This is a genomic window from Pseudomonas sp. GW822-FHT01E03 (genome assembly GCF_058802985.1).
This window is the reverse complement of record NZ_JBXAOQ010000001.1, coordinates 651,443-676,259: the sequence shown is the minus strand read 5'-3', so window position 1 is coordinate 676,259 and position 24,817 is coordinate 651,443. Positions and strand designations below refer to the sequence as shown.

The following is a 24,817-nucleotide window of genomic DNA, read 5'->3' as shown; positions in this document are numbered from 1 at the left end:
TAAACTCGGTGCCGTCGCCGGAGCCCGTAGTGCTGACAAGTACGCCGGGTGGTTTAACGTGGACTACGCCATAACTGATAGACGGAGGAAATATATATATCCGTAGTGTAGTGTTTATAAAGAAGAAAGGGATCTTCCAAGAAAATAGGGTCCTGATGCGCAACCCGTTTTGCCAGCGCGGCACGTATCTCAGGGCGATTGGAGTTAGAATTCCAAAGGCCATTTTGTTCTGCAACGCAAACCAGCGAAAAATCATTTTCGGTCGCAAGATCCTTTGCGCAGGCAATGACACAATCCAATAGCTCATCCGCCAAGTAAACAGTTGAATAGCTTTTTATCGGATTTATGCCGCGAATAAGCAGCGCATTTTCGTAGTGGATGCTTAAGGTATACAGCTGTACATTACCTATTACTTTTCCTAAACGCTCACTGAATATATTTAAATGGAAGTGATCGGCTCGCTTGAAAAGTTCCCGATTAATGTCGGTGCAAATTCCACTCGTTGATTTTGCAAAGAATGATGCTGCATTTTTAGATAGGTAAATTCGGATCTGGTCATGGATTTGTCGCCGTTGGCAGATAATGTAGCGATAGCAGTGCAGGTGTGGAATAAAATTCAGACTGAAATTATTTAATCGTGCGCGCTCTATATGCACACAATGGTCTTGCAATTCAGATAGTGTGTTTTTCAACTCGCTAATGCCCGCGGTGACCGGTCTGAATAGCGTGTAAATAGTTTCGGCGAGCGGCAAGCTCTCGTGGTTACCGAGAGTTACGCCATCAAGCATATTTAGGCTGTTTTCTGATATTGGTGAAAAAACAGGATTATTGCCAAGTATCCTCTGACTGGATTGCAGATTGCTGCTGCGTAACGAGTTGATGAAAGGCGCCAGGTCTTTACAACCTAAACAGAGAGACATCCAGTAAGGTGTGGTAAGACCGTGCTTCACGGCATTTTCGAGCATTTTTGTTTCTGCAATTGCAGCGTTTGCTCTGATGGGTTCCATCGCGGCCAGGGTGGTCAGCAACGTGGCAAGCTCGGTAGGCGTTTTGGCGATCACGTTGCGCAACAGTGTGCGAAGCCGCCCCAGCGTATCTTTGTCACGTATGCGCTCCAGTAACGACTCCAGGGCGTCGATCGCGGAGGGATGGATAAACACCAGTTGACGAATATCGGTCAGGATCCGTCGATTGACAAACGTGGAAAGCAGGCGGTCTCGGCTAGTGTTGCTCTGAAGTAACAGTTTGGCCGAAGGATTGCCCAGCACTGTCCACAGCAGCTGGAACAGCACAATGGGGCAAACGGCGTTGCTCAAGTCTCCGTGGAGCTGGGCCTGGAGCGAGAGAAATCGTTGCGCCATGGCCGGATCAATTCCGTAGTGATGCAGGGCAGGTTCCATGTAGCGTAGCGCTGCCCGGGATGAGCATTGGGCCGCAGCAAGGTCTTGATAGGGGTTGAACGCCCGTAAGGATTGTTCGACCAACAGCGCCTGATGTTCAGATTCCAGTTTTGAGTAGGCTTCGTAGGCTGTACCGTTTTCAGCGTCCATGTCTGCCAGAACTTCGTGCGCGGGGGGCTTGAGGTGTTTAGTGGGGGTGGTTGCTTCCAGCGCCTCTTTGAGTGGGCCCAGGGTCAAACTCACGGCAGAGGCGATACTGCCCGACGTTTCTCGCGCGCCTTGCAGGCGCCGACGTATCGCAATCCGTTTACCATTTTTCGCGCTGGCAAGGGGCTGAATTGGGGGGGACCCGTTGTAACTGCTGGAGATTCGAGGTGACGGCTGGGTATGAAGGATCAAGTCTTGCCAGCGAGCGGTTGCCTCATCCAGTTCCCAAGAAATATCAGGCGCGAGCAGTTCGATAATATGTCCAGTGATGGTGGTCAGTAAGTTCTCGTTCGCGTGGAGACCAGGTTCATGATGAGCAATCACGAGATGCAGTAAGTCGGGCAGGGCACCTGTTCCCTTGACAAAAAAATAAAAACGCTGCGTGCCAAACATCAACTGTTCGGTCGTGTAAGCACTGAACAGGGGAGAGCTGAAAAAGCTGTTACCGCTCAGTGCCGTTAACTCACGTATTCGTTGCTGCTCATGGAAGTCTGTCGACGACGGCGCCTGAAGCTGCACAAAGCCTTGCTGCTCAAGGTGAAGTCTGACCAACGATATGAGTTGGCTGGCCTGATGATTGCGATGCCTGAGGGATTGCCGACTTTTTGCATCCTTCTCCGTCAAGAGATCAATTTTTTGCGATTGAAGAATGATGGAGAATTGCTGGAGAACGACCTCGTATTTATTCGGATCTATTCGCGGGCTGGCTGGACGCTCATGGGCATCCGGCCTTGATCTTAACAGGCCGCTCACCGAGACGATGTCCCCCCGGCTAATCTCGGCCGTGGCGTTTCTGAGTGTCGAATCCAGAACAATGACCTGCAACGAAAAATATTGGCTGGCCACTCGCAGGAACGTGAGGCCTCCCAGCTGCCGGACAGCCTCGCAGCGGCCACTGAATCTCACTGTCTTCTCTACAAGCTTAGGCAGTTCGTCTAAATGCAGAAGTAACGATGTATCACTATTTTCAGGTGTTTCAGTGAGTTGACCCATCACAATGATCGTCTCCTGTAAAGAGTGTGTCTTAACACTGCACCACTACTTGCTGTCACTTCCCGATGGCAAGTAACTCATTCAATGCCTGCTTGAAGCTGACCAACAGGGCGTGCACGCAATCGTCAGGAATGGCGTCACGGTAGTAGGAAAGACTACCGACCAATCCGCTTTCGGTACGTAGTGTGTTAAGCGAAACATCGGTCTTAATCCCGCTGGACGGAACCCCGATACCGTGGAGCTGTGAGGTGCCTAATTGGCGCTGCCGTGAGGGATAGTTATGGTGGTTATACCAATAGGGAAATCGGGAGCCGTAAGCGACAGCGCGGGGCGAACAGTTGGCCTCAAAAATATGCGGCGGCAGCATGGCGTGGCCATAGGCATCCAACACACAATGATTGACCTGCTCCAGCAGCCGCAGAGAAGGAGACCATTCAGAAAGCCGGGGTCGAATCACCATGGGGTGAACAAAATACCCCACTACCGGCTCCAGGGCCGCGTCGGTCCGGTTGGCTACTGGAGAGCGTACGTAGAGGTCGATCGTGCCTGTGTTTCTGGCGAGAGAAACCAAGAACGCAGTGAGGATAACGGTATAAAGGCTGAAGCCTGTTCGGCTGCACAATTGCGCGATTGCGGGGTATTGCGCATCCAGGTTGAGCGGTAGAACGGCACTGCGATAGGTAAATTGCTGAGGCCGCTGAATAGCACCGCGCAACGGAAAGGGTTCGGGCAGTTGTTTCAGTGTCTCTTGCCAAAAAGCGCTATGTCTATCCAGCAGGTTTTCAGCCAAACGTTGATGTTGGGCATCAGTAAATTCTGCGTATTGCAGGCAATATTTGGCTTCGTCAGGCACGCCGGTAGCGAGTAACGACTGATAGTGCGCGCAAAGCTGGTCCATCAGTACCGCACCTGACCAGCCATCGAATGCAATGTGATGGGCGGTGATGATCAGCACGTCATCCGTCCCTTGGCATTCAAGGTAGGTTGCCCGAATCAACGGTGGATGTCTCAGGTCAAAAGCGGTCAATGATTCTTCAACGATCAGATCGGCCACGGTTTGGCTGATATCGCTTTCAAGCGGCAGGTTTATCAGGTGAAAAGGCAACGGAAACTCATCAAGGGCGTGTTGTGAACGACGCCACTGGCCGTGTGAGTTGAGTTCGAAACTGCAGCGTAACGCTGGTTGCTGTTCAAGTACGGCGCCGAAGGCTTCGCGAACCCTGGCCACTGAACACTCGCCTCGAATGTAAAACGCCATCACCACATTTTCCAGATAGGCTGGGGTTTCGGGGGGCTTTTCAAGAATCTCGCGTTGAGCCAGTCCGGGCGTATCTTCGCCTTCGCGCTTGCGCCAGGCTTGGGCGTCCAGCAATAGGCTGTTTTCATCACCCTGGCGTGCGCTGCCGTTGAGCAACCCCGCCTGCTGAGCCAGTATCGGATGGTCGAAAATATCTTTGGGGGTCAGGTCAACATTGAAGAGGTTGGCAATTCTGCCAAGCAGCATCATCACCGAAAGGGAAGTCGCGCCGCATTCAAAAAAATGGCTGTCGGCCGAGATCGCCTGGTGGCTGAGGATCTCTTTCCAGATAGCTTGTAATCGATCCAATGTCGAAGCGTCGCCAGTGACTGACGGTATGATGACACTGGGTTTTACATTCATCTCACGCAGTGCGTTGTGATTGACCTTTCCGTTAGGCAAAAGAGGCAGATTGGCAAGCGAATACAGCTGGCTGGGGTGCATGTAGGCGGGGAGTTGTGCTGAGACTGTCTGTTTGATTCTTTGCTCAAGCAAGTGAGTCTCAACGTTGGCCTGTGCTACGTAACACGCACAAATCTGTTTTTCTCCGCTAACCAGAGTGTCGAGATAGACGGTGGCGTAATGCACTCCTGGTGTTTGTTGGACAATTTGCTCAATGGCCAATAGCTCGACCCTGTGCCCATTCACCTTGTGCTGACTGTCGCGCCGACCCAGGAAGGAGAGCTCTCCGGAGGCTGAAACAATCCCGATGTCTCCGGTTTTATAAATGCGTACTGGCTTTCCATCAACGTTGAGCGTTGAAAAACGCAGGGCGTTATCGCCCGGAGTATTGACATACCCTATCGCTACACCTGGTCCAGCGATCGCAATTTCCCCCTCTTGCTCCCGCGTGACTGGGCCACCCTGTTCATCCAGCAGATAAACCTGCATGCCGCGAATGGGGTTACCAATGGATGGAGGCAAATCTCTGCCGGTATCCTGGTTCACGCGCCAAAAAGTTGCGTCGATGGTCGTTTCGGTAGGCCCATAGAGATTAACCAGCTGACTTTGGGTCTTCGAAAAGAACTGATCGACAAGCGCCCAGGTTAATGACTCACCACCGCAAAAGACCAATCGGCAGGGAATATGCTCGAATTGCCTTAATCGCACTAATTCAAGTAGCAGTGTCGGAACAAATTGCGCAATCGATATATGCTCTTGTTGCAGTGTCAATAATATGCCAAACGGATGTTTAGCATAAGCGGCGGGCAGCATGACCGTACAGGCGCCAGCCGCCAGCCCAGTCCACAGTTCCCATACGGACGCGTCAAATGCGACCGAGGTTCGTTGCAATATGATGTCTGTTTCAGTAACGCCAAATTCATCTATAAACCATTGGGTATGATTCAGTAACCCACCATGGCTTATTAGCACTCCTTTAGATTCGCCTGTCGAGCCAGACGTATAAATGCAGTAAGCCGGCGTCTCACTATTTGGAAGATTCGTCCTTTTCCGTTGATAGCTATCATTGACAATATCTTGGGGGTTTACGATCCTCTCAGAGAATCGCTGAGGAAAAGATACAGGGGCGTCGCAAAAAATATGCTCAACCTTGGCGTTGTTCAGCACGCTCTGGATTCTTTCCTTTGGGTGTTCGATGTCTATTGGGAGATAGGCACTGCCATGCTTCATGATTCCCAAGCAGACGGCTACCAGTTGGACTGTTCTCTCCATGGCAACAGCGATAATTCCATGGTTTGCGGCACCCGTTTGCTCCAGGTACGCAGCCACTCGCTCCGCTTGTTCGTTCAGTTGCCTATAGGTTAACCACTGTGCCCCGCATTTAACGGCGACGCGATCAGGGGAAGCGGTTACGTGATGTAAGATCATGTCTATAATGCTGTCGTAAGTGCGATGACCCATATAAAACATCCCCTCGGCAGACAGATAATCGATGGCTCACCAGTTATCGTGCCGGCTACGCAATTAAGGCACAACTACCAATTTTGGTAGTTGTGCGCTTCCACGCAGGTACTATTCTTCTACCCATTCGCACTGCAGCAAGGCACTCCCGCGTAGTGCTGTAATTCCGTTAGAGTGAGAGGCTATGTTTGCTGATTATATAAGGGTCGCAAAGAGCATTTCGCACATGTCAATTCCCATTGGGGTGGGAATCGTTATTCAATCCTTATATCTGGTTATTGATTTGTTTTTTGTCAGTCGGTTGGGCGCTGATGCCATAGCAGGGGTCACCTCTACAGCCACCGCTGCTTTGCTTACCGGCATGTTTGGCCAACTACTGGGGATAGGTGCTGTGTCCTTGATTGGCCAGGCGTTGGGGGCAGGGAAGTATGCACAGGCGCGTACGGTTTTTATTCATGCAGGGCTGATGGCTATCGCTTGCGGTGTATGTGTTGTCGTTGCGGGTTATATGGGCGGCGGGCGCGCCATGTCAGGGTTTGCCTCAGGTGAGGCCGCACAAAAGATGGGTGAATCCTATTTGTATGGCTATATGCCTGGATTAGCGCTGCAAATTATTATCACTGTGACAACGTTCGGGCTGCGTGCAGCTGGCGAGCCCTATGGGCCCTTGGTTGCTCAATGCATTTCCGTTCCAATCAACCTGGTTTTGGCGCCGTTACTGATCTTCGGTGTACCGGGTATCACCGGGCTTGGCACGTTAGGCGCAGGAATGGCTACAACCCTGGCAACCTCGGTTGCAGCGGTGATCATCCTATATAGAGCGGTTGTTCGCTATCGTCATTTTGCACAGCCGAGAATAGCGTTTTGCTGGGAGAGCGTTATCGCACGACGAATCATCTCAGTCGGCCTGCCAGCTGGCTTGGAAACGTTTGTGATTTATGTGTACACCGGACTGATGTATTGGGCAGCTGCAAAACTGGGCGCGCAAGTGCAGGCGGCAGTCGGGATTGGGTTAATGTTAATCCAGGCACTTTTTATTCCATCCGTTTCGGTTGCTTATGGATGCGTTCCAGTAGCTGCATACTGTTTTGGCGCCAACGATATTGGCAAAGTCAAAAAAATATATGTTGTTTCGTTGACGATGGTAGTGAGTACTATGCTGTGCTTGACGGCAGGGTGCTTTTTGTGGGGAAGTGTCATGGTGTCTTTTTTTTCCAGCGACAGCCATGTAGAAGGTAAGGCCGCCTATTTTCTGACGTGCATTTCGTTGAACTTTGTGATATCGGGCCTGATACATATCAATGGCTCGATATTACAGGCGTCCGGGCGAACGGCCTGGTCGTTGCTGGCTATTTGTACTCGCCTGGCAATATTTGCTTTCCCCTTGTTATTTCTGGTCAGTCTGAACAAAGTCACCCTTCAATGGTTATGCTTGCTCTCGAACTTTGCTTTTCTATCTCAGGCGATAGTCAGTAGTTGTGCGGTGAAACTTGTCATAAAGCGACTTGTGCAGGTTGCACCAGAGCCTGTAGCCGCCACTTCGCTGGGATTTGATACGTTGTTAATGAATAAAGAGGGGCGTAGATCATGAGTAACTTAATGAGCTTTTCAAATAGGTGGCATTCAGTATCTGAGCTAAAGCAGGGCGACAATCGTTATGCAATTAGTACCACTCTATTAAGGGAGTACAAGATTTTTCTTTCTGACAATATATTTTCAGAAAGCTCTGGCTTGCTGGAATCTATCGTCGACACCGCCTCTGTCATGGTTATTTACACTCCGACCGTAAATGCTCTGTATGGAGAAGCCATTCGCAGAAAATTCTCTCAGTTGAAAGGAGGAGAGCGTGTCAATTTTTTTGAGCTTGCCGTAACCGAGGAAAATAAAGAAATTGAGATGTCGCTGGAAGTGTGTCGCCTGGCGAAGGACGTCAGCTTGCCAAGAAATGGCCAGATTATTGCCGTCGGTGGCGGCGTATGCCTGGACATTGTCGGGTTTGCAGCTTCGATATACAGGCGCGGTGTAAAGTGCATAAAGGTTCCGACTACATTCATTGGCATGATTGATGCCTCGGTCGGCATAAAGAACGGAATTAACTATGATGGTAAAAAAAGTGTCTTGGGGGCATTTTACCCGGCGGAGTATACCTTTGTTTGCCCTTGTTTTTTAAAGACCCTCGCCGTAGAGCATTTAAGAGCCGGTTTTGCGGAAGCGATCAAAATAGCCATCATCAAGGATGCAAAACTTTTCAGGCAACTGGTCAGCGTCTCGGCTCACATGAATGAGGAGAAACTCCAAAGCGCAATAGGCTGGGAGGTTATTGACCGCTCTGTGGCTGGCATGCTGACGGAATTGTCTGAGAATTTGTATGAGCTTGATAGTTATCAGCGGTATGTCGACTTTGGTCATACCTTTAGCCCTCATATTGAATCGGCGACTAACTATAAAGTGAGTCATGGTGAAGCCGTGGCTATCGACATTGCCGTATCTGCCGTTATCAGTGCCCAACGCAATCTGCTGGCGTGGGATACCTGCCATGTCATTGTTAATGCGCTGAAAAGTGCAGGCTTGAGAGTGACTGTCCCCGCAGAGGTCGAGACAGCAGCCCTGTATGAATCCTTGGCGGCGATCGTTGCGCATCGTGCCGGAGCGCTGAACCTGGTTATCCCTGTAACGATTGGCACGGTTGCTTATATTGAACACTGGCGTGAGCTTTCTTGCGGGCAGTTGCAGCAGGCGGTTACTTACCTGGAATCCTACGATGACTAACGTAGGTTGCGCAGCCTGGAGCTTGCCCGAATCTGGCCTGCCTGGCACTTTGCCTGATGGAATGATGATGCACGTGGGCATCCAGACGCTGTCCCAGATGCGTATGTTGAGGGCGTGTCGTGTCGGCAATGAGCAACAGCTGCGTCAATGTCTGGGGTGTAGCGATAGTCGTCAGAAAATCAGTGCCCTAGGATTGAATCTGGTTGAGGACTTTGGCCTGAATAGTTATGCCGGGAAAAAATTCCAAACTGAGTTTTTTGAGTTTTGCCTACATGTTTTCCATGTAGCAGAATTTTTGGATATATCTGCCATTTATATCCCGAGCTTCAATAAAAATGAAATAGTTGGGGCTGATGACCTTGCCGAAACGGCAGTATTCTTCAAAGAGTTGTGTCAATCGGCGCAACAACACAAAGTCTTGATTGCCAGCGAAAACAGTTTGTCGGCGGAAAAACAGTTAGCGCTGGTGGGGCAGGTTGGTGAACCCAATTTCAGGGTGCTTCTGGATATTTTTAATCCAGTCCGCTGGGGGCATTCAGTTGAAGACATTATTTCTTCAGTTCATCCCTATTTATTCTCCCAGGTTCATGTCAAGGATGGTGTCCTGCCTGGTTATGGTAATGCCCTTTTAGGGCAGGGTGAAGGACGTGTTGCTGCCATTATTGAACGAATAGAGAAACTGGGGTTTTGTGAAGCCTACATCCTTGAAAATGACTACTCCAAACTTTCCATGGATGGGCTGAACGCCGATATCGCTTTTCTGCGCTCATGTCTTTCCGGTACGCAAGGGTAAATATCAGAGGGTGCAGCAGATGCTTAGCAAGAAAAATCTGCGTCAAGCGTTGGAGCAATCGGCGTCAATCAAAATGGATGCGTCGCATCCGTTTTATAAAGACAGCGACTGGGTGGACAACTATAACGTCTTTGTCAATCGGATATCTGCTGCTCCGGAAAGTGACTTTTCTGGCCGTGCAGAATTGAAACGTCGAGACGGAATACTTTCCGGCATAAGTTATATCGTCAAGGATAGTATTGACGTGGCAGGGTTTCCGACAACTAACGGTACTCTAGTCCTGAACAACAATTACCCGCCAGCTGATAATTCACTTATTGGCCGCTTGAGATCCCTGGGTGCCATTTGTATCGGCAAAGCTAATCTGGATGAAATGAGTTATGGCTGGTCATCCGATAACCCCTACTTCGGGCAGGTGGTTAATCCTGCGTACCCTCATCACTCTCCGGGTGGGAGCAGCGGTGGATGCGCAGCAGGAGTAGCAGGCGGTGCTGTCTATTTCGCCGTCGGCGAAGATACAGTGGGTTCGCTACGTATCCCGGCGGCATTCTGTGGCGTTTCTGCTTATCGAGCGCCTTGCCCGGGGTTTGCCACGGATGGAGTTTGTCCGCTGACGTCCTCCGGTTACGATCGGTTAGGGCTGATCGCGAATACCCTTGACGATATCTCGTTGCTGGACAGTCTCATCCATGAGTACCAGGAGTTACCCGCCGTAGAGCCTATCGATTTGCATATTGCCGTTGCGGCAAACTTTTCTCTGGCGGCATTGACGCCGAGTATTGAAGAGAGCATGCACGAGGCAATATTTAAACTTTCCGCCGCGGGTGCCCATATTGTCATGCAAGAGGTACCTGCCTCATTCGAGTTGGCAGCTCATGCATTAGCAACGATCGTCAACCATGAGTTGTTAGAAGCGTTTAACTCTTATCTCGGTTCTCGATCACAGGGGCCCGCGTCACTGGAAGAACTACTTGAAAGTCGTGATACCTCGGTAGCCAATAGAATCAAGGCACTGGCTTTTCCACCAGGCAGGCCTAGTCTACCCGTGTATGAGCGCGCTCAGGCGGTCGCGGGGGAAATAAAGCAAGACGTTGTCGATTATTTCAATAGAAGCAAATGCCAGGTGCTGATACATCCCACCGTCGGAATAGCAGCACCTGCGATAAATAGTCGAAATGAATTTTCAGCTGATCATCTGGCACTGGCCCGCCATGTTTCGGTCTCCAGCTGTGCTGAAACAGTTGCAATGAATTTCTCCGTGACGGGCCCAGATGCGTTACCGGTCGGTATTGAAATGTTGTGCTCCCCGGCTATTGACCATAAACATGCATTGGCAATCTGCCGCACTATTGAAACTATCGTCAAAGGATGAAGCACCGCTGAAAACAATAGTGAACGCTGTCATTTGAAAATTACGAAGCGAGGTTTTATGAGACTTTTGAACGTTGAAATAGAAATAAATTCGCGGTGTAATCGAAAATGCAGCTATTGCCCTGTGTCGATTATGCCTTTCCCTCAGGTGCCCAGATTAATTCAGGAGAACGTGCTGTCGTCGTTTATTCTCCGGTTGGAGGAAATAGATTTCGACGGGAGAATTTCCTTTCATTTTTATAATGAACCGCTAATACATAAAGGTTTGGAGTGTGTCGTCAGGCGTATTTTACAGGCGGTTCCAAAATGCCGCCCTGTACTGTTTACAAACGGGGATCTTCTTACTCAGCAGCGGTATGACTCGCTGGTCGATGCCGGCATGCAAATGATTGTTATCACTTCCCACAGCGGAAAATCACACCCGCCCAGGCCCAAACAAGTTGTCCAGTTCTCAGACGATCTGGTGCTGACCAATCGTGGCGGAAAAATGGCGGAACTGCCAAAGGCCACGGAACTGGATATCTCTCAACGATGTTTTGCACCTACGGAAATGTTGATCGTTACGATCACTGGAGATGTTGTCCTGTGTTACGAGGACGCCTATCGAAGTCATGTCATGGGCAATATATGCGACCAGTCCATTGCCGAGATTTGGAACAGTGATGACTACTCGCGTATTCGAGGAGAGTTGGAAATCGGTAATCGTAAAGGTGCTTGCGAGATGTGTACCAACTGCACCAACCGCGCCCATACCACACTTGGAAAGTCCGATCGCTCCGAACCTTTTTGGGATCTCATTTCTTGAGCCATTTCTTTTAACCAGGCCATAACCCATCATTAGGAAAAGTCATGAGTATTCCTATTACCGATACAACAACTTCAATTGGCTCCAACACACCTGTGACAACGCACGTTTGGCCAAAATGGCCTTCCCATGACAGCGATACTCTGAAAGTCATTACTGAGGTGCTGAAGTCGACACGGTGGACGATAAGTGGAGCTTATAGCGGCCAAGAGGCCTATGAGCGACGATTTGCAAGGGCTTTTGCCGAGTACTGTGGTACTCGGTATTGCACGCCTGTCACTAGCGGAACCTCTGCGCTGACGATTTCGCTTCTGGCATTGGGCATAGGGGCGGGCGACGAAGTATTGATCCCCGGCCTGACTTGGGTGGCCTGCGCTTCCGCAACCTGCAGCGTGGGCGCAGTCCCGGTGCTGGTTGATATTGATCCCGAGTCCATGGCGATGTCACCGCAAGCGGCCGAAGCACGGATTAACTCGAAAACAAAGGCGATCTTGCTTGTACATGCCTACTGCCGAACGGCGGACATCGACTCGTTCGTGGACATTTGCGAGCGTTACAAAATCCCGCTTATTGAGGATTGCTCGCAGGCTCACGGGGCAATGTGGCGTGGCCGCAAGGTAGGTACATTTGGCGCCCTGGGATGTTTCAGCATGCAACAAGCCAAGGTGCTGACCTCAGGAGAAGGGGGAGCCGTTGTGACATCGGATCCCGTACTGGCGGAGAAGCTTGAGCAATTGAGGGCTGACGGCCGGCTGTTTTCGGGGACGCCTGAAGAGAGACGTTTGGAGCTGGTAGAGCGAGGAACGGTACAAGGGCAGAATTTTTGCCTGACGGAATTTCAATCCGCCATATTGCTTGACCGGCTGCAGCACCTGGATCGGCAGAATGCGCAACGTGAAGAGTGCGCAGAGACCTTGCAGGTTTTGTTCAAAGGTGAGGAGGACTTCGTCACCTTCTTGCGACGTGATCCACGTAATACACGGTGTACCTATTACAACCTGGTAATGAAAGTAGGGCTCGGAAAGTACTTCCCTGGATGCACGATAGACGCCTTGGCCCTGGCCATGACCGAAGAGTTGAATGTTCAAGTCAGCCCGCTTTATCAGCCGATGAATAAGTTCACGCTGTACAACCCACTCTCGAGCCCGCGAATAAAGAACTTTAGCAATAAGGGCGATTTCGAGCCGACGCGTTACCAACTGCCCCAAGCTGAATCAGCAAGGCGTCATCACATTACGCTGCCAAACTGGGTTTTGCTGGGAGGCGCTGGCGCAGCGCAAAGAATTGCTCAGGCCTTGAGAACACTGGTTGCTCAGCCGCATAAGGTTCTCTCCGAGCGCCAGGCACCGACATCCGACGCGTTTTAATGTCATTCACAAGGTCACATGCCATGAAAGCCGTGAGTATTACCATTATCGGGCTGGGTCCTCGAGGGCTTTGCGTGCTGGAGCGTATTTTGTCGCTGGCCGCGCAACAGCCGGAGCAGCAGGTACAGATCGTTGTCGTTAATAAAGGCGTGCCGGGGCAGGGCGTTCATGAGCAGTCCCTCTCTGACAGGTTTCTTCTGAACACAGTGGCAGGCTTACTGACCTTGATCCCCGGGGGGGGATTTCAGACATCATTGCTCAAAGGCACGTTTGTTGATTTCTTGCCCTGGCTGAATCAAAAAGGGATCGCGGCGGATACCGGCGCTTACGTACCCAGACGCCTGTTTGGAGCTTACTGCCATGAACTGTATCAGCGCTTGTTGGAGCGTTGTCCGGTGAATTGCCAAGTGGAATACATTGATGACGAGGCTATCGATGTACAACAGGCCGGGCAGAAAGAAGTCACCTGTTTGCTTACGCAGCGCAAAATTGTCAGTGACCATGTAGTGGTTGCTATCGGTCATATGCTTCCAGTGGCCAACGGCCAAGAGATGATCGCTGATATCTACACCGCCGAACTCAGTAGCCTGAATATTCCGGCAGGCAGCACTGTCGGAATACAAGGTTTTGGTTTGACGGCCATGGATGCTATCGCTGAATTGACCCGGGGCAGGGGGGGGATTTTTGCCGATGGCGTCTATAAACCGTCAGGTAACGAGCCAAATATCATCCTTTTCTCTCGTAGCGGACTACCCTCACGGGCACGTCCTGTCGATGATGGTCGCGCGGTCTTTGCTCCGACGCTCCAGTTCAATAAGCAAGCCGCACTGGCGTTGCGCAAGCAGCGGGGGCAGGCAGCGATCAACTTCATGACGGAAATTTATCCGCTGCTCGCCCAGGATGTTGCACGAGTCATGCTGGATCGGGAAGTGCCGGCGCAGGCCGCCATGGAGTTGATGAATGGCTTACTTTGGCCTGAGATGTCGCAAAAAAACAGTCAGGAATACAGTGCTGCGGTCGTTGAGTTCGTAAAACAGGACCTTTGTGAGGCTCATTTGGGGCTATCCGGAAGCGCCGTGAAGCGTGCAGTTGAAGTCTTGATGAATGCACGGGATGCCATCAGGACTGTTGTGAATTACGGGGGGCTGACGCCATCCTCCCATAGTTGGTTCTACAACCACTTTGCTTCTGCAATTAACCGTAATGCAATAGGCCCGCAGCATGACCGCCAGGACGAGTTGTTGATGTTGATCGACGCGGGAATTGTTTCAACGCCGCTCGGTCCCGCTCCCGAGTTGCAATGGGCGCCAAAGAAACACTGCTGGAATGTGCAGTCAACCGTATTTGACACCCCGGTATCCTTTGATCTCGACCAACTTCTGCAAGGCTATACCTCTCAACCGACGCTGAAGAACAACACATCTGTGTTGTTGGGCGCACTGGTTGACGGCGGGCGTATTCATGCACGTCACACTGATTGGCTCGCGACACCAGGAATTGCCGTGAATGCTGAATCAAAAGCAGTATCGTTGTATGGCGTGGCACAAGAGCATTTGTTCATTACAGGGGTCCTGACCGAAGGCAGCACCTACTACAACTGGTATGTCCCTACGATAGATGGCAAGTCCACACCTTTCGTTGAAGCGCAGAGAATCGCTTCTGCTGTATTAGGGTATGACATGGAGACCCTCGATGAAGGCGCTGGAGAGTAAAACAGCATGGGTGACGGGCGCCAGCTACGGCATTGGTCGGGCTATTGCTGACTCGCTCAGGGAGGCAGGATATGCAGTTGTTACCTTGCAGCGGGGTGGCGGTGATGTTGTCTGCGATCTTTATCAAACAAAAAAAATCGAACAGGTTTGGCAAACGGCTGAAAGAATCAAAGGCATACCCGATTTGCTCGTTTTAAATGCAGGGGCCTGTGTTGATGATGAGTTCGTCAACTCTCGGTTACCCGGGCTGCAGGCGATCTTTGCGCTGAATGTATTCAGTCCTATCTTATTGGCACGACTGGCAATACGCCGTTGGCAGGAGGAGCAAAGGGAAGGACATATCATTTTCATCGGCTCACAGGCGGCTTTGCCAGGTGCAAAGCACACAGGCAACACCCTTTACACTGCCGCCAAAGGCGCATTGCACGCCATTATTGGGCCCTTGGCTTGGGAGTGTGGCCAGACGATCAGGGTCAACTGCATTGCTCCTGGTGATGTCATGACACCCGGGGAAGAAAAGAGCCTGCAAACAAGATCGACCCAAACGGGCACTGATGTGACAGAGTTGATCGCCCTAGCCGCAAAAAACACGGCACTCAAGCGCTGGGTAAAGCCTGAAGAGGTTGCACAGGCCGTGTTTTTTCTTGAGCAATGCACCGCAATGACTGGAACGATATTGAACCTGAGTGCCGGAGCAACCATTCATTGATAATCTGACAATTCGGTCCTTATTTGATGTTTTTTGCTGTGATATTTGTCCGGTGTGTTGTGTTCTATATGTAGCCTTTAACTATTGCATGGGCAATGGCTTGTGCGCGGTTGGTCGTATTTAACTTTTTTTGTATTTTCTTGTGGTGAAAATTTATTGCGTCTTGCGATAGGCCGAGAATTATTGCGATTTCTTCTGAGGTTTTTCCGTCTGCGCCCCAGAGCAGTATTTCTTTCTCTCTGGGCGATAAAAATATTGTCTGTGAAGTGGTGTTGTTTAAATTGAGTAGTTTTCTGTAAGTTTCTTCTGCAATGGTTTTCATTAATGCGCGTGATATTTTTAGCTCATGGTGGTCGATTTCATAATGTGTTCTTGCTAATAAAAAATGTTCTACTATTCCTTCGGGTTTTTGAGTGGATTGAGTTATAAAGAAAATCGAATCATTTATTTTTATCGTGTGTAAAGTTTCATGGTTTTGTGCTTGATTGAAAATTGTTAACTGTTCTGGCGTGATCTTAAAATGTCCTGTGCTTATATGAGAGCTTTTCCTAGTAAGGAAGCTTGATGCGTCAAGTGGGTAGTTTCCATAAGTATGCACTTTAGGGTTTGTAAAAGGAGTCGGATGCTGGATGTGATAGGAGAAATAGTCAAAATTCATTTCTTTTATTATTTTAAAGCATGTAGCCCATAAACTTTCGACTGTTTCGCTCTGCGATATGACCGCGTGAATATGATTTTTTAGGGAGAGTAGATCCGTACGATTCATGATGCCCCCTTTGCAGTTTAAATTTTCCGTAATAGGGGGGTACTATTGACGATTGTAGATGGGTTGTTAAGTCGGATTGTTCCTGCGTTTTCAGCTCCTTTTCCATTTATCGAGTGAGTCAGTTCCTACAAATTAGTCGCCCGATTCAACTCTTTGCTCTGGAAAAGGAGCTGCCGCAGGCTGCGATCTTTCAGGGGCGCTTCCACTTCCTGATCACTCGAAGATAAACCAGCACGTTGAGTACCAGTACCACAGCGGCAAGCCACAGTTGAATAGCCGGGGTCAGCCCGGCCGGGTAGATGACCAGCCACACATAATGCTCGATGAAACTCGCGCCATAGCCGCTTTGCCCGGCCCCATGACGCATGAGGTTTTCCCAGTCGGTCAGCGGGCAGGGCAGGTGGAAGAACTCCACCGCCATACCCCACAGCGCGGCCGGCGGGTGCCACCAGATCAGGTGGCGCCATTTGAGCACCAGCAACCCGCCGAACAACACAAACACGATGAACAGCAAGTGAAACAGCATCAGCCCGTCGGCGGCGATTCGGTACAGCATGTCGGTGCCCCTGAAGGCTGAACGAATCGCTCCATGTTACTCGGGCCGCAGGCCGTTGCTCTATCGATTGTCGCGGCCCAATGCGCTGAGCACACCCTTCAAACGCTCGGTCATCGGGTCACTGCTGCGTTGCATGGGCGCGCGCAGTTCGTCACCGATCAAGCCTTGCAGGGCCAGTGCGGTTTTCACCGGGGCCGGGTTGGGCTCCAGGAACAGGCTGTTGATCAGTGGCAGCAAACGGAAAAACGTAGCGCGGCCCTCGGCCAATTGGTTGTCGCGGATCTGTCGGTGTAATTGTACGAACAGTTCGGGATGGACATGCGCCGACGCGGCAATCGCACCTTTGGCGCCCAGGCACAGGGCATTGAAGATCTGGTTGTCTTCGCCGCACAGCACGTCGACAAGGCCGCTGTTGAGCAAGGCGAGGGTGTTGGAAAAATTACCGCCGCAATCCTTGATGGCGACGATCCGCTCGTGGGCGACGATGTTGAGCAGGGTCGCCTGTTCGAAGGCCACGCCGGTACGGTATGGGATGTCGTAGAGAATCAGCGGTACGCTGGAGGCATCGGCGACCGTGCGGAAAAACGCTTCGAGGCCGGCCTGGGAAGGGCGGATGTAATACGGTGCCGGCACCAGCAGGCCAGCCACCGGGCGCTTGAGGATCTCGCTCTGGAACTGCAACAACTCGGTCAGGTTGTTACCGGCCAGGCCCATGACCACCTGTTGCGCCGGCACCAGTTCCAGCACCGCATCGAGCACCGCCAGTTGCTCATGCTTGCCCATCGCCGCCGGTTCGCCGGTGGTGCCGCAAACGATGAGTCCGTCGACACCTTTTTCCAGCAGATGGCTGACCAGCCGGCGCAAGCCGACAAAATCGATGGCACCGTTGTGGAACGGTGTGACCAGTGGAACCCAGATACCTTGAAACGCTGACATGCACTTTCTCCTGATGGTTGACCGATTTCGTCACCGTCAGGGGCATGGAAGGAGAGTAAGCAAGGGGAGGGTGGTCCGTCGCGCTCAATGTCCTGTCAGCTCATCTGACGGGACAGCGCGCCCCGGTCACATGAGCGACTGTTTCTTCGATTTGAGGGCGTGCGCAACGCAACCTTGCGCCTTGGCAATCAAGCCAATGACGGAAGAGTCGAGATTGAAGGTTGCGGACATACTTGCTTACACCCTGAGTGAGGCGCTCAGTTTTAAAAGCCGGCGCGCCGTTTGTCAATCACGAAAATCAGCGTACTCGGCGCGCATTCGGCCATTGTGCTTGGCCTTGTACAGCAAATGATCGACCTGTTCGACGAATTCCAGGGCCGTCGCGTGCATCGACGCCAGGGTGGTGCCGACGCCGAGGCTGATACTCAGCAGCTTCGACACGTTCGAGAATTCATGGGGGATCTGCTGCTGGCGAATCAGGTGCAGGCACTTGTGCGCCACCAGCCGCGCTGACTCGGCATCGGTTTCCGGCAGCAGCCAGACAAACTCTTCACCGCCGATCCGCGCAATGAAATCCCGTGGCCGGTTCGCCGCCAGGGACAAGGTTTGCGCAACGCGGCGCAGGCATTCGTCGCCCTTGATGTGGCCGTAATGGTCGTTGTACTGCTTGAAGTAGTCGATATCCAGCACGATCACCGACAATGGCAAGCCGGTGCGCTGGGCATTGTTCCACTCGCGCTCCAGCACGGTGTCGAACATGCGCCGGTTGGCGATGCCGGTCAGGCCGTCCTGGAAGGAATACTCTTCAAGCTGCTTTTGCAGGCGGATCAGGTGCTCTTCGGTTTTCTTGCGCTCGCTGATATCGAACATGAAACCTACCAGCGCCTCGACTTCGCCGTCCTTGCGCACCACATGCACCACATCGCGGATCCAGACGTACTCACCGCTTTCGGTGAGTGCGCGATAGTCGGCCTCGTGATCGATACCGGCGCGCGATTGCGAGACGCAGAAGTCCATCACGTAGTCGCGGTCATCCGGATGCATGCGCTCGACCCAGTCATTGACCGTCGCCCAGCTGTGCTGTTTCCAGCCCAGCAATTCTTCGATCTGTGGCCCGATGTAGCTGAACGTCATGGTTTTCCAGTCGATGCGCCAGGGAATCGCCCGGGTCGATTCAAGCAGGGTTTTATAAACGTCGCTGTCGGTTTCCACTGAACTCATGAAGGGCCTGCCCCGATGAAAATGCAGGGCCATCATGTTGCTAGCACTTTGGCGAATCAAGCGGGCAGCCGATGAATGGCACGCCACGTATCAGTGAGCAAGATTGTTCAAGCCTTCGGCCGCGACTGCTGGCACAGTCTGGGGTCTATCCCTGTCTGTAGAACGTTATGTCCAACTCAATCATGCCGCGCAGTGCCTTTTTGCGCGGCGCAGCGGCGATCATGCCGTTGTCCCTGGCCACCGCGCCCTGGGGCTTGCTGGCCGGTTCCATGGCCATCGAAGCCAACCTCACGCCCCTGCAAGGCCAGGGCCTGTCGAGCATTGTGTTTGCCGGTGCCGCGCAACTGGTGGCCATCGGCATGCTCAAGGGCGGTGCCGGGATTTTTTCGATCTTGCTGACCACACTGCTGCTGACCTCCCAGCATTTGCTCTACGGGATGAGCATGCGCTCGGTGATTTCGCCATTGCCGGGGCGCTGGCGCGCGGGCCTGGGGTTCTTGCTCACCGATGAGTTGTTCGCCCTGACCAGCCAGCACGACAAACAGCAGTTCAACCGCTGGTACGCCCTGGGCGTGGGCCTGACGTTCTACATCGCCTGGAACCTGTTCACCCTGGCGGGCATTGTGCTCGGCAGCAGCATTCCCGGTCTTGAACACCTGGGCCTGGATTTCTCCATCGCGGCGACCTTCATCGCCCTGATCACCCCGGTGGTGCGCAATGTGCCGACCGTGGTGTGCGTGGCGGTGTCGCTGTTCTGCTCGGTGCTGTTCAGCTACTGGCAATGGGGCTCGGCGCTGGTGCTGTCGGGGCTGGCGGGCATGACCGCCGGGTTTGTCTGCAATAAATTCTACGGTGGACGCACATGATGGTCTGGGCAGTGATTATCGGAATGGGCGTGTTGGTGTTCCTCAACCGCTATGTTTTTCTGGAACCGCGACTGCCGCTACGCTTGAGCAGCAATGCCCGGCAGTTCCTCGGGTTTGCCGTACCGGGCATGTTGACCGCCATCTGCGGGCCGATTGTGTTCATGCCGGAAAAACAGCTGAATCTGCACTGGGACAATCCCTATCTGATCAGCTCGCTGGTGGCGGTCGGGCTGGTTCTCTACACGCGCAATACGTTGCTCAGCATGCTGTTGAGCATGGGCTTCTTCTTTTTGCTGCGCTGGTGGCTCTGAGCGGGGCAGGGGAACTGATCTAAGCTTAAGTTGATGACCGATCCCTTCAGGAAGAGAGGTGAACATGGCCAATGAACCCAAGCAACCGGACCCGGAAGAAGATGAAGACGAACCCACGGAAGAAGAGATTGAGCAGCAGAAACGTTCGGTACCGGACTGGAAGCATCCTGACGACGGTAAGGAACTGTCAGAGCCTGACCGCAAGTTCTGAGCAGCACGGGAATACAACGAAGCCCCTCCATTGAGCGTAATGCTGCTGTAGGAGCGAGCTTGCTCGCGATGGTCGTTAACGATTACGCGTGTTTACTGGCTAAACGCGGCGCTCTTGAGTCCATCGCGAGCAAGCTCGCTCCTACAGCTGTTGATCAGTTCATGGGACTTCCTTGATCAGCGTGGCGCCCTGGTTCCTGACGTTGCCAACGGCCCTGTCGACCTTGTACCACTCGAATACATCGCTGGCCTCGCCCTGGGATAACGCCATTTCTTCGGCTCGCTCCTTGGGCGTGGCCGGGTCCAGCCATTCCCGCGCCAGTTCGGGCGAGAACACCACCGGTCGGCGGTCATGCACGTCAAGCATGCCGCCCGCGCTGTCGGCCGTCAGAATGACGAAACCGTCGTGCTCCCTGTGGGGCGCTCCACCGATGGGGTACTGGCCGATGGCCGCGCAGAAAACCGGGGCGCGGTCCCGTCGCCGAATCAGCCACGGTTGTTTGTTGGCCTCGCCGGTGTCGACCCATTCGAACCAGTTGTCAATCGGGCAGATCGCGCGATGGGGCCAGATCGCCCGAAAGTACGGGCCGTGGGCGACTTTCTCGACCCGGGCATTGACCGGCTCCGTGCGATCCGTCGCCCAGTGCGGTCGCCAACCCCAACGCACGGCATCGGCGTGCAGCCGCTCATTCTCCAGGTGCAGCAGGGCGAGTTGCGTGGTGGGGGCGGCGTTATAGTGCCCCAGGGGTTCGTTGCCGACGCGATTGATCAGCGCGTCGGGGATGCTCAGCACCGCTACGAAGTCGTGGATTCCACGGTATTGCGACAGTCGTCCGCACATGGCCTGACACTCCGGTTAAGACGCTCCGACCGAAGCTTTGAGTTTAGTTGCTCGTGGCGAAACGGGCCTGGCAAGCACCGGAACCAAACCCTGTGTACCCTATCCAACCTCGGCCCGTCGTCTCGATGCGGGCCGACGACGGATGAGCGGGCGAAGGATCCTTGCCCATTGAAGTATCGACCGCGATGGTCTGGCCCAAGGCAAAAGATGAAACGATTGTTCAAGTGTTTAACGGTGTGCGCCCTGGCAGTGGGTTTGTTCGGCTGTATCGCCGCACCCATCGAAATGACTCCGCGGACCGAGCAGCGTTTGCAGGCGCAACCCCCCATCCGGTTTCTGCTGACCTTCGATGACGGCCCCAGTGCATCGAGTTGGTGGAATCCGACCGTCACTGTATTGGAGAGCCTGGCGCAAAACCCGCTGCAATCGGACATCAAGGCCGTGTTCTTCGTGCAAACCCGCGCTCCGCGAGCCGGTGGCAGCGAGTTGGGCCGGGACATCATGCGTCGTGAACATGCCGAAGGTCATATCCTGGGCTTCCACACGGCAACACCCCGGCACACCAATCATCGTTCCCTTGACCCACCCGTGTTGGAGCAGGCCCTCACCGATGGCAGCGCCGACATCGCTGCGATTACCGGCGCTGCGCCAACCCTGTTGCGCCCGCCATTCTGGAACTACGACAAACGCACCTTCGCCGCTTATCAGCGGCATGGCCTGCATGTACTGCTCACCGACTTGAGCGCCAATGACGGCAAGATCTGGGGCTTCAACGCCAGCCCCCGGCGCCGGTCGCACATGCTGCGCTCGATGTCCGAAGTTCGCGAACGCATTGCCCGCAGCGAGTTGCCGGTGGTCGATGGCGTGATTCCGGTGGTGGTGACCTTCCACGACCTCAACCGCTATACCGCCCGGCATACCCGCGAATACCTGCAGATTCTGCTCGACAGCGCCCGGGAGACCGGGGTGAAAACCGCCGACAAGCCGTTTTACGACGATCAGGCTGCGTTACAGCGGGCGGCCATGGCGCGCACCGTGCGTGACGGTTCGCAGCCGGTCGAATTGCCGGGGTTCTGGAACTGGATCTGGGGCGGGAACACCCGTTAGACGCTTGCAGAAATGAGAACTGGATCGCACTCATTGCGAATTTCACGGGGCGGGTTGCGGGCTGACCCAGGTTCCCAGTGAACACTGACCTGTGGCGAGGGGGCTTGCCCCCGTTGGGGCGCGCAGCGGCCCTAAAACCATCTCAGCTTGCGACGGCTGCGCCGCCGAACGGGGCGGTGCGGCGATCCGACAAGCCCCCTCGCCACAGGTGATTATCGCCTGTTCTATTGCCTTACGCTGCTGGTGGCAGCAGCTCATCAATCATCCGCAAACAATGGTTCAACCCCGGCGATACATCGCCCACCCGTCGGCTGAGAATGATCGGCGAGGTGGCGTTGTCTTCCAGCAGCGGGGTGAAGCCGATGTCGTCGCGGTGCAGCAACTGCACCGAGGCCGGTACCAGCGTGACGCCGATTCCCGCCCCCACCAACCCGATCGCCGTTTGCAGCTCGTTGGTCCATTGCGCGACGTGGATGCTCACGCCGTAGGACTCGAACAGGGCAATCACATGGTCGGCGTAACTCGGCCTTGGATTGCCGGGGTACAGCACAAAGGGTTCCTTGGCCAGTTCCCGCAAACTGATGGGCCCTGCGAGCAACGGATGCCCGGCGGGCAGGGCGGCGACCAGGCGGTCTTCGGTGAGCACGGTCTGGACGATGGCCGGGTCGTCGATACGGATTCGACCGAAACCGATATCGATGCGCCCGGCCTTCAACGCCTGCACCTGTTGCAGGGTGGTCATTTCAGAAAGCCCCAGCTCCAGCTCCAGCGGCTCGCCACTGCGTAACCGGCGGATCAGTTCCGGCAGCACGCCATACAGTGTCGACGGCGCAAAGCCGATACCCAGCCAGGTTTTCTCACCCAACCCGATGCGCCGGGTGTTGTCGCAGACCTTGTTCAGTTGTTCGAGCAGGGCGGTGGAGTGCTCGTGGAAAAACCGCCCGGCGTCGGTCAACTTCAGCGGTCGGCCGCGCTCGAGCAGCATCACCCCCAGTTCGTCCTCCAGTTGCTGGATTTGCCGACTCAAGGGCGGCTGGGCGATGTGCAGCAACTCGGCCGCGCGGGTGAAGTTGAGGGTTTGAGCCAATACCTGGAAGTAACGCAGGTGCCGCAGTTCCATGGGGCCTCCAGTCAATCAGTTGCATACCTTTAAGGTATCAAGTCAGACCAATTCTATATTGGCTTCAGGAAAAAAGCCGTACGAGAATCGATTCCAGAACTTCAAGAACCTGACGGGTATCGAAATGCTTGCAACAGCCATTGAGTCGATCGAGACGATCATCGTCGATCTGCCGACCATCCGCCCGCACAAGCTGGCGATGCACACCATGCAGAACCAGACCCTGGTGATCATCCGCGTGCGTTGCGCCGACGGCATCGAAGGCATCGGCGAATCCACCACCATCGGTGGTCTGGCCTACGGCAATGAAAGCCCGGACAGCATCAAGACCAACATCGACACGCACTTCGCGTCACTGTTGATCGGCCAGGACAGCAACAATGTCAACGCTGCCATGTTGCGTCTGGAGCGCAGCATTCGCGGCAACACTTTCGCCAAATCCGGTATTGAAACCGCACTGCTCGATGCCTTGGGCAAACGCCTCGGCCTGCCGGTCAGCGAATTGCTTGGCGGTCGTGTTCGCGATGCGCTGCCCGTGGCCTGGACCCTGGCCAGCGGCGACACCGAGAAGGACATTGCCGAAGCGGAAAAAATGCTCGACCTGCGTCGCCATCGCATCTTCAAACTGAAAATCGGCGCCGGGGAGGTCAACCGCGACCTGGCCCACGTCATCGCCATCAAGAAGGCCCTGGGTGACCGCGCCAGCGTGCGGGTCGACGTCAATCAGGCCTGGGACGAAGCGGTGGCGCTGCGGGCCTGCCGGATCCTCGGCACCAACGGCATCGACCTGATCGAACAGCCGATCTCACGCAACAACCGCGCCGGCATGGCTCGCCTCAACGCGATGAGCCCGGCGCCGATCATGGCCGACGAATCCATCGAATGCGTGGAAGATGCGTTCAACCTGGCCCGCGAAGGCGCGGCTTCGGTGTTCGCTCTGAAGATCGCCAAAAACGGTGGCCCACGTGCTGTATTGCGCACCGCCTCGATCGCTGAAGCGGCCGGTATTGCCCTGTACGGCGGCACCATGCTTGAAGGTGGCCTGGGCACCATGGCCTCGGCCCATGCCTTCGTCACCCTGAACAAGCTGGCGTGGGACACCGAACTGTTCGGCCCGTTGCTGCTGACCGAAGACATTCTCAGCGAACCGCTGGTGTATCGCGATTTTGAACTGCACGTGCCGAACACCCCGGGCCTGGGCCTGAGCCTGGATGAAGAGCGCCTGGCGTTCTTCCGCCGCGACAAGACATCCACCGCCATTCATCAAGCCTGAGGAGAGCATTATGCTGTTCCACGTAAAAATGACCGTGAATCTGCCGGTCGACATGAATCCGCAAGCGGCAGCCAAACTCAAGGCTGACGAGAAAGCCCTGGCCCAGCGCCTGCAAGAGCAGGGCAAGTGGCGCCACCTGTGGCGCATCGCCGGGCACTACGCCAACTACAGCGTGTTCGATGTCGACAGCGTTCAGGAACTGCATGACCTGCTGATGCAATTACCGCTGTTCCCGTACATGGCCATCGAAATCGACGCGATGTGCCGGCATCCTTCTTCCATCCGTGACGATGACCGCTGAGCCCAGCCTGTTCAGCGCGCTAC

At 53.9% G+C, this 24,817-nt stretch carries 22 protein-coding genes; 14 read left to right on the top strand and 8 right to left on the bottom strand.

The features are described 5' to 3' along the window. Window positions 1-53: 53 nt before the first annotated feature. Both AC1RP7_RS03040 and AC1RP7_RS03035 read right to left on the bottom strand, forming a co-directional pair. On the bottom strand, window positions 54-2,600 hold the full coding sequence (locus AC1RP7_RS03040) for a single stranded DNA-binding domain-containing protein (protein ID WP_493182512.1): 2,547 nt from the start codon (window positions 2,598-2,600) through the stop codon (window positions 54-56). A 55-nt stretch (window positions 2,601-2,655) separates the two neighbouring features. Then, the gene (locus AC1RP7_RS03035) at window positions 2,656-5,760 is read right to left on the bottom strand and encodes an amino acid adenylation domain-containing protein (protein ID WP_492625371.1); all 3,105 of its coding nucleotides are present in this window, start codon (window positions 5,758-5,760) and stop codon (window positions 2,656-2,658) included. A 226-nt stretch (window positions 5,761-5,986) separates the two neighbouring features. Between AC1RP7_RS03035 and AC1RP7_RS03030 the strand changes: the two genes are divergently transcribed. From AC1RP7_RS03030 to AC1RP7_RS02995, 8 genes are read left to right on the top strand one after another with little or no spacing between them, the layout of a single operon-like run. Beyond that, window positions 5,987-7,351: an MATE family efflux transporter gene (locus AC1RP7_RS03030; protein ID WP_492625372.1), complete on the top strand. Its 1,365-nt coding sequence runs from the start codon at window positions 5,987-5,989 to the stop codon at window positions 7,349-7,351. Beyond that, window positions 7,348-8,529, top strand: coding sequence for a 3-dehydroquinate synthase family protein (locus AC1RP7_RS03025; protein WP_492625373.1), 1,182 nt, complete (start codon window positions 7,348-7,350; stop codon window positions 8,527-8,529). Before AC1RP7_RS03030 ends, AC1RP7_RS03025 begins: the two co-directional genes overlap by 4 nt. After that, window positions 8,522-9,322, top strand: coding sequence for a sugar phosphate isomerase/epimerase family protein (locus tag AC1RP7_RS03020; RefSeq protein WP_492625374.1), 801 nt, complete (start codon window positions 8,522-8,524; stop codon window positions 9,320-9,322). The genes AC1RP7_RS03025 and AC1RP7_RS03020 overlap by 8 nt, the downstream gene beginning before the upstream one ends. Window positions 9,323-9,341: 19 nt before the next feature. Beyond that, window positions 9,342-10,694, top strand: a complete 1,353-nt coding sequence (locus AC1RP7_RS03015; protein WP_493182508.1) for an amidase family protein — start codon at window positions 9,342-9,344, stop codon at window positions 10,692-10,694. A 57-nt stretch (window positions 10,695-10,751) separates the two neighbouring features. Then, window positions 10,752-11,498: a radical SAM/SPASM domain-containing protein gene (locus AC1RP7_RS03010; protein WP_493182506.1), complete on the top strand. Its 747-nt coding sequence runs from the start codon at window positions 10,752-10,754 to the stop codon at window positions 11,496-11,498. Window positions 11,499-11,542: 44 nt separating this feature from the next. Then, window positions 11,543-12,865 carry a DegT/DnrJ/EryC1/StrS family aminotransferase gene (locus AC1RP7_RS03005; RefSeq protein WP_493182504.1) on the top strand — a complete coding sequence of 441 codons (1,323 nt, stop codon included), beginning with the start codon at window positions 11,543-11,545 and terminating at the stop codon, window positions 12,863-12,865. A gap of 23 nt (window positions 12,866-12,888) precedes the next feature. After that, a complete protein-coding gene (locus tag AC1RP7_RS03000; protein ID WP_492625378.1) occupies window positions 12,889-14,577 on the top strand; it encodes an FAD/NAD(P)-binding protein in 1,689 nt (562 codons plus the stop codon). Beyond that, complete coding sequence (locus AC1RP7_RS02995) at window positions 14,558-15,286, top strand: SDR family NAD(P)-dependent oxidoreductase (RefSeq protein ID WP_493182502.1); 729 nt, start codon at window positions 14,558-14,560, stop codon at window positions 15,284-15,286. The genes AC1RP7_RS03000 and AC1RP7_RS02995 overlap by 20 nt, the downstream gene beginning before the upstream one ends. 64 nt (window positions 15,287-15,350) lie before the next feature. On the opposite strand, the gene AC1RP7_RS02990 is transcribed toward AC1RP7_RS02995, so the two are convergent. The 4 genes from AC1RP7_RS02990 to AC1RP7_RS02975 form a co-directional block, all read right to left on the bottom strand. Next, on the bottom strand, window positions 15,351-16,052 hold the full coding sequence (locus AC1RP7_RS02990) for a LuxR C-terminal-related transcriptional regulator (protein WP_492625380.1): 702 nt from the start codon (window positions 16,050-16,052) through the stop codon (window positions 15,351-15,353). A gap of 190 nt (window positions 16,053-16,242) precedes the next feature. Then, entirely contained in the window at window positions 16,243-16,608 is a 366-nt protein-coding gene (locus tag AC1RP7_RS02985; protein ID WP_492625381.1) for a DUF2784 domain-containing protein, read from the bottom strand. A 60-nt stretch (window positions 16,609-16,668) separates the two neighbouring features. Next, a complete protein-coding gene (gene dapA, locus AC1RP7_RS02980; RefSeq protein WP_493182499.1) occupies window positions 16,669-17,544 on the bottom strand; it encodes a 4-hydroxy-tetrahydrodipicolinate synthase in 876 nt (291 codons plus the stop codon). 285 nt (window positions 17,545-17,829) lie between these two features. Further along, window positions 17,830-18,765, bottom strand: coding sequence for a diguanylate cyclase (locus AC1RP7_RS02975; protein ID WP_493182497.1), 936 nt, complete (start codon window positions 18,763-18,765; stop codon window positions 17,830-17,832). 167 nt (window positions 18,766-18,932) lie between these two features. Here AC1RP7_RS02975 and AC1RP7_RS02970 point away from each other — a divergent pair, with 167 nt between their 5' ends. From AC1RP7_RS02970 to AC1RP7_RS02960, 3 genes are all read left to right on the top strand, one after another. Then, the gene (locus tag AC1RP7_RS02970) at window positions 18,933-19,631 is read left to right on the top strand and encodes an AzlC family ABC transporter permease (RefSeq protein ID WP_007978998.1); all 699 of its coding nucleotides are present in this window, start codon (window positions 18,933-18,935) and stop codon (window positions 19,629-19,631) included. After that, window positions 19,631-19,942 (top strand): AzlD domain-containing protein, encoded by a 312-nt coding sequence (locus AC1RP7_RS02965; protein ID WP_167362889.1) that lies wholly within the window; start codon window positions 19,631-19,633, stop codon window positions 19,940-19,942. Before AC1RP7_RS02970 ends, AC1RP7_RS02965 begins: the two co-directional genes overlap by 1 nt. Before the next feature lie 64 nt (window positions 19,943-20,006). Further along, window positions 20,007-20,153: a hypothetical protein gene (locus AC1RP7_RS02960; RefSeq protein WP_167362858.1), complete on the top strand. Its 147-nt coding sequence runs from the start codon at window positions 20,007-20,009 to the stop codon at window positions 20,151-20,153. 159 nt (window positions 20,154-20,312) lie between these two features. On the opposite strand, the gene AC1RP7_RS02955 is transcribed toward AC1RP7_RS02960, so the two are convergent. After that, window positions 20,313-20,993 (bottom strand): SOS response-associated peptidase family protein, encoded by a 681-nt coding sequence (locus AC1RP7_RS02955; RefSeq protein ID WP_218498330.1) that lies wholly within the window; start codon window positions 20,991-20,993, stop codon window positions 20,313-20,315. A gap of 207 nt (window positions 20,994-21,200) precedes the next feature. Between AC1RP7_RS02955 and AC1RP7_RS02950 the strand changes: the two genes are divergently transcribed. Continuing rightward, window positions 21,201-22,100, top strand: a complete 900-nt coding sequence (locus AC1RP7_RS02950) for a polysaccharide deacetylase family protein (protein ID WP_493182494.1) — start codon at window positions 21,201-21,203, stop codon at window positions 22,098-22,100. Between the two features lie 232 nt (window positions 22,101-22,332). Here the strand turns inward: AC1RP7_RS02950 and AC1RP7_RS02945 are convergent, their stop codons facing one another. Then, window positions 22,333-23,220, bottom strand: coding sequence for a LysR family transcriptional regulator (locus AC1RP7_RS02945; RefSeq protein WP_057715474.1), 888 nt, complete (start codon window positions 23,218-23,220; stop codon window positions 22,333-22,335). A gap of 124 nt (window positions 23,221-23,344) precedes the next feature. Between AC1RP7_RS02945 and AC1RP7_RS02940 the strand changes: the two genes are divergently transcribed. Together AC1RP7_RS02940 and catC are read left to right on the top strand one after the other, a co-directional pair. Continuing rightward, window positions 23,345-24,493, top strand: coding sequence for a muconate cycloisomerase family protein (locus tag AC1RP7_RS02940; RefSeq protein WP_493182492.1), 1,149 nt, complete (start codon window positions 23,345-23,347; stop codon window positions 24,491-24,493). Window positions 24,494-24,503: 10 nt separating this feature from the next. Further along, complete coding sequence (gene catC, locus AC1RP7_RS02935) at window positions 24,504-24,794, top strand: muconolactone Delta-isomerase (protein ID WP_218432980.1); 291 nt, start codon at window positions 24,504-24,506, stop codon at window positions 24,792-24,794. Window positions 24,795-24,817 lie beyond the last annotated feature (23 nt).

Excerpts from the sequence above, each read along its gene's own strand:
- AC1RP7_RS03015 (WP_493182508.1), top strand. The coding sequence starts at position 9,342 with ATGCTTAGCAAGAAAAATCTGCGTCAAGCGTTGGAGCAATCGGCGTCA.
- AC1RP7_RS03000 (WP_492625378.1), top strand. The coding sequence starts at position 12,889 with ATGAAAGCCGTGAGTATTACCATTATCGGGCTGGGTCCTCGAGGGCTT.
- AC1RP7_RS02945 (WP_057715474.1), bottom strand. The coding sequence starts at position 23,220 with ATGGAACTGCGGCACCTGCGTTACTTCCAGGTATTGGCTCAAACCCTC.
- AC1RP7_RS03035 (WP_492625371.1), bottom strand. The coding sequence starts at position 5,760 with ATGGGTCATCGCACTTACGACAGCATTATAGACATGATCTTACATCAC.
- AC1RP7_RS02955 (WP_218498330.1), bottom strand. The coding sequence starts at position 20,993 with ATGTGCGGACGACTGTCGCAATACCGTGGAATCCACGACTTCGTAGCG.
- AC1RP7_RS02965 (WP_167362889.1), top strand. The coding sequence starts at position 19,631 with ATGGTCTGGGCAGTGATTATCGGAATGGGCGTGTTGGTGTTCCTCAAC.
- AC1RP7_RS03030 (WP_492625372.1), top strand. The coding sequence starts at position 5,987 with ATGTCAATTCCCATTGGGGTGGGAATCGTTATTCAATCCTTATATCTG.
- AC1RP7_RS02960 (WP_167362858.1), top strand. The coding sequence starts at position 20,007 with ATGGCCAATGAACCCAAGCAACCGGACCCGGAAGAAGATGAAGACGAA.
- AC1RP7_RS02995 (WP_493182502.1), top strand. The coding sequence starts at position 14,558 with ATGAAGGCGCTGGAGAGTAAAACAGCATGGGTGACGGGCGCCAGCTAC.
- AC1RP7_RS03005 (WP_493182504.1), top strand. The coding sequence starts at position 11,543 with ATGAGTATTCCTATTACCGATACAACAACTTCAATTGGCTCCAACACA.
- AC1RP7_RS03040 (WP_493182512.1), bottom strand. The coding sequence starts at position 2,600 with ATGGGTCAACTCACTGAAACACCTGAAAATAGTGATACATCGTTACTT.
- dapA (WP_493182499.1), bottom strand. The coding sequence starts at position 17,544 with ATGTCAGCGTTTCAAGGTATCTGGGTTCCACTGGTCACACCGTTCCAC.
- AC1RP7_RS03025 (WP_492625373.1), top strand. The coding sequence starts at position 7,348 with ATGAGTAACTTAATGAGCTTTTCAAATAGGTGGCATTCAGTATCTGAG.
- AC1RP7_RS02950 (WP_493182494.1), top strand. The coding sequence starts at position 21,201 with ATGAAACGATTGTTCAAGTGTTTAACGGTGTGCGCCCTGGCAGTGGGT.
- AC1RP7_RS02990 (WP_492625380.1), bottom strand. The coding sequence starts at position 16,052 with ATGAATCGTACGGATCTACTCTCCCTAAAAAATCATATTCACGCGGTC.
- AC1RP7_RS03010 (WP_493182506.1), top strand. The coding sequence starts at position 10,752 with ATGAGACTTTTGAACGTTGAAATAGAAATAAATTCGCGGTGTAATCGA.
- AC1RP7_RS02985 (WP_492625381.1), bottom strand. The coding sequence starts at position 16,608 with ATGCTGTACCGAATCGCCGCCGACGGGCTGATGCTGTTTCACTTGCTG.
- AC1RP7_RS02940 (WP_493182492.1), top strand. The coding sequence starts at position 23,345 with ATGCTTGCAACAGCCATTGAGTCGATCGAGACGATCATCGTCGATCTG.
- AC1RP7_RS02975 (WP_493182497.1), bottom strand. The coding sequence starts at position 18,765 with ATGAGTTCAGTGGAAACCGACAGCGACGTTTATAAAACCCTGCTTGAA.
- AC1RP7_RS02970 (WP_007978998.1), top strand. The coding sequence starts at position 18,933 with ATGTCCAACTCAATCATGCCGCGCAGTGCCTTTTTGCGCGGCGCAGCG.
- catC (WP_218432980.1), top strand. The coding sequence starts at position 24,504 with ATGCTGTTCCACGTAAAAATGACCGTGAATCTGCCGGTCGACATGAAT.
- AC1RP7_RS03020 (WP_492625374.1), top strand. The coding sequence starts at position 8,522 with ATGACTAACGTAGGTTGCGCAGCCTGGAGCTTGCCCGAATCTGGCCTG.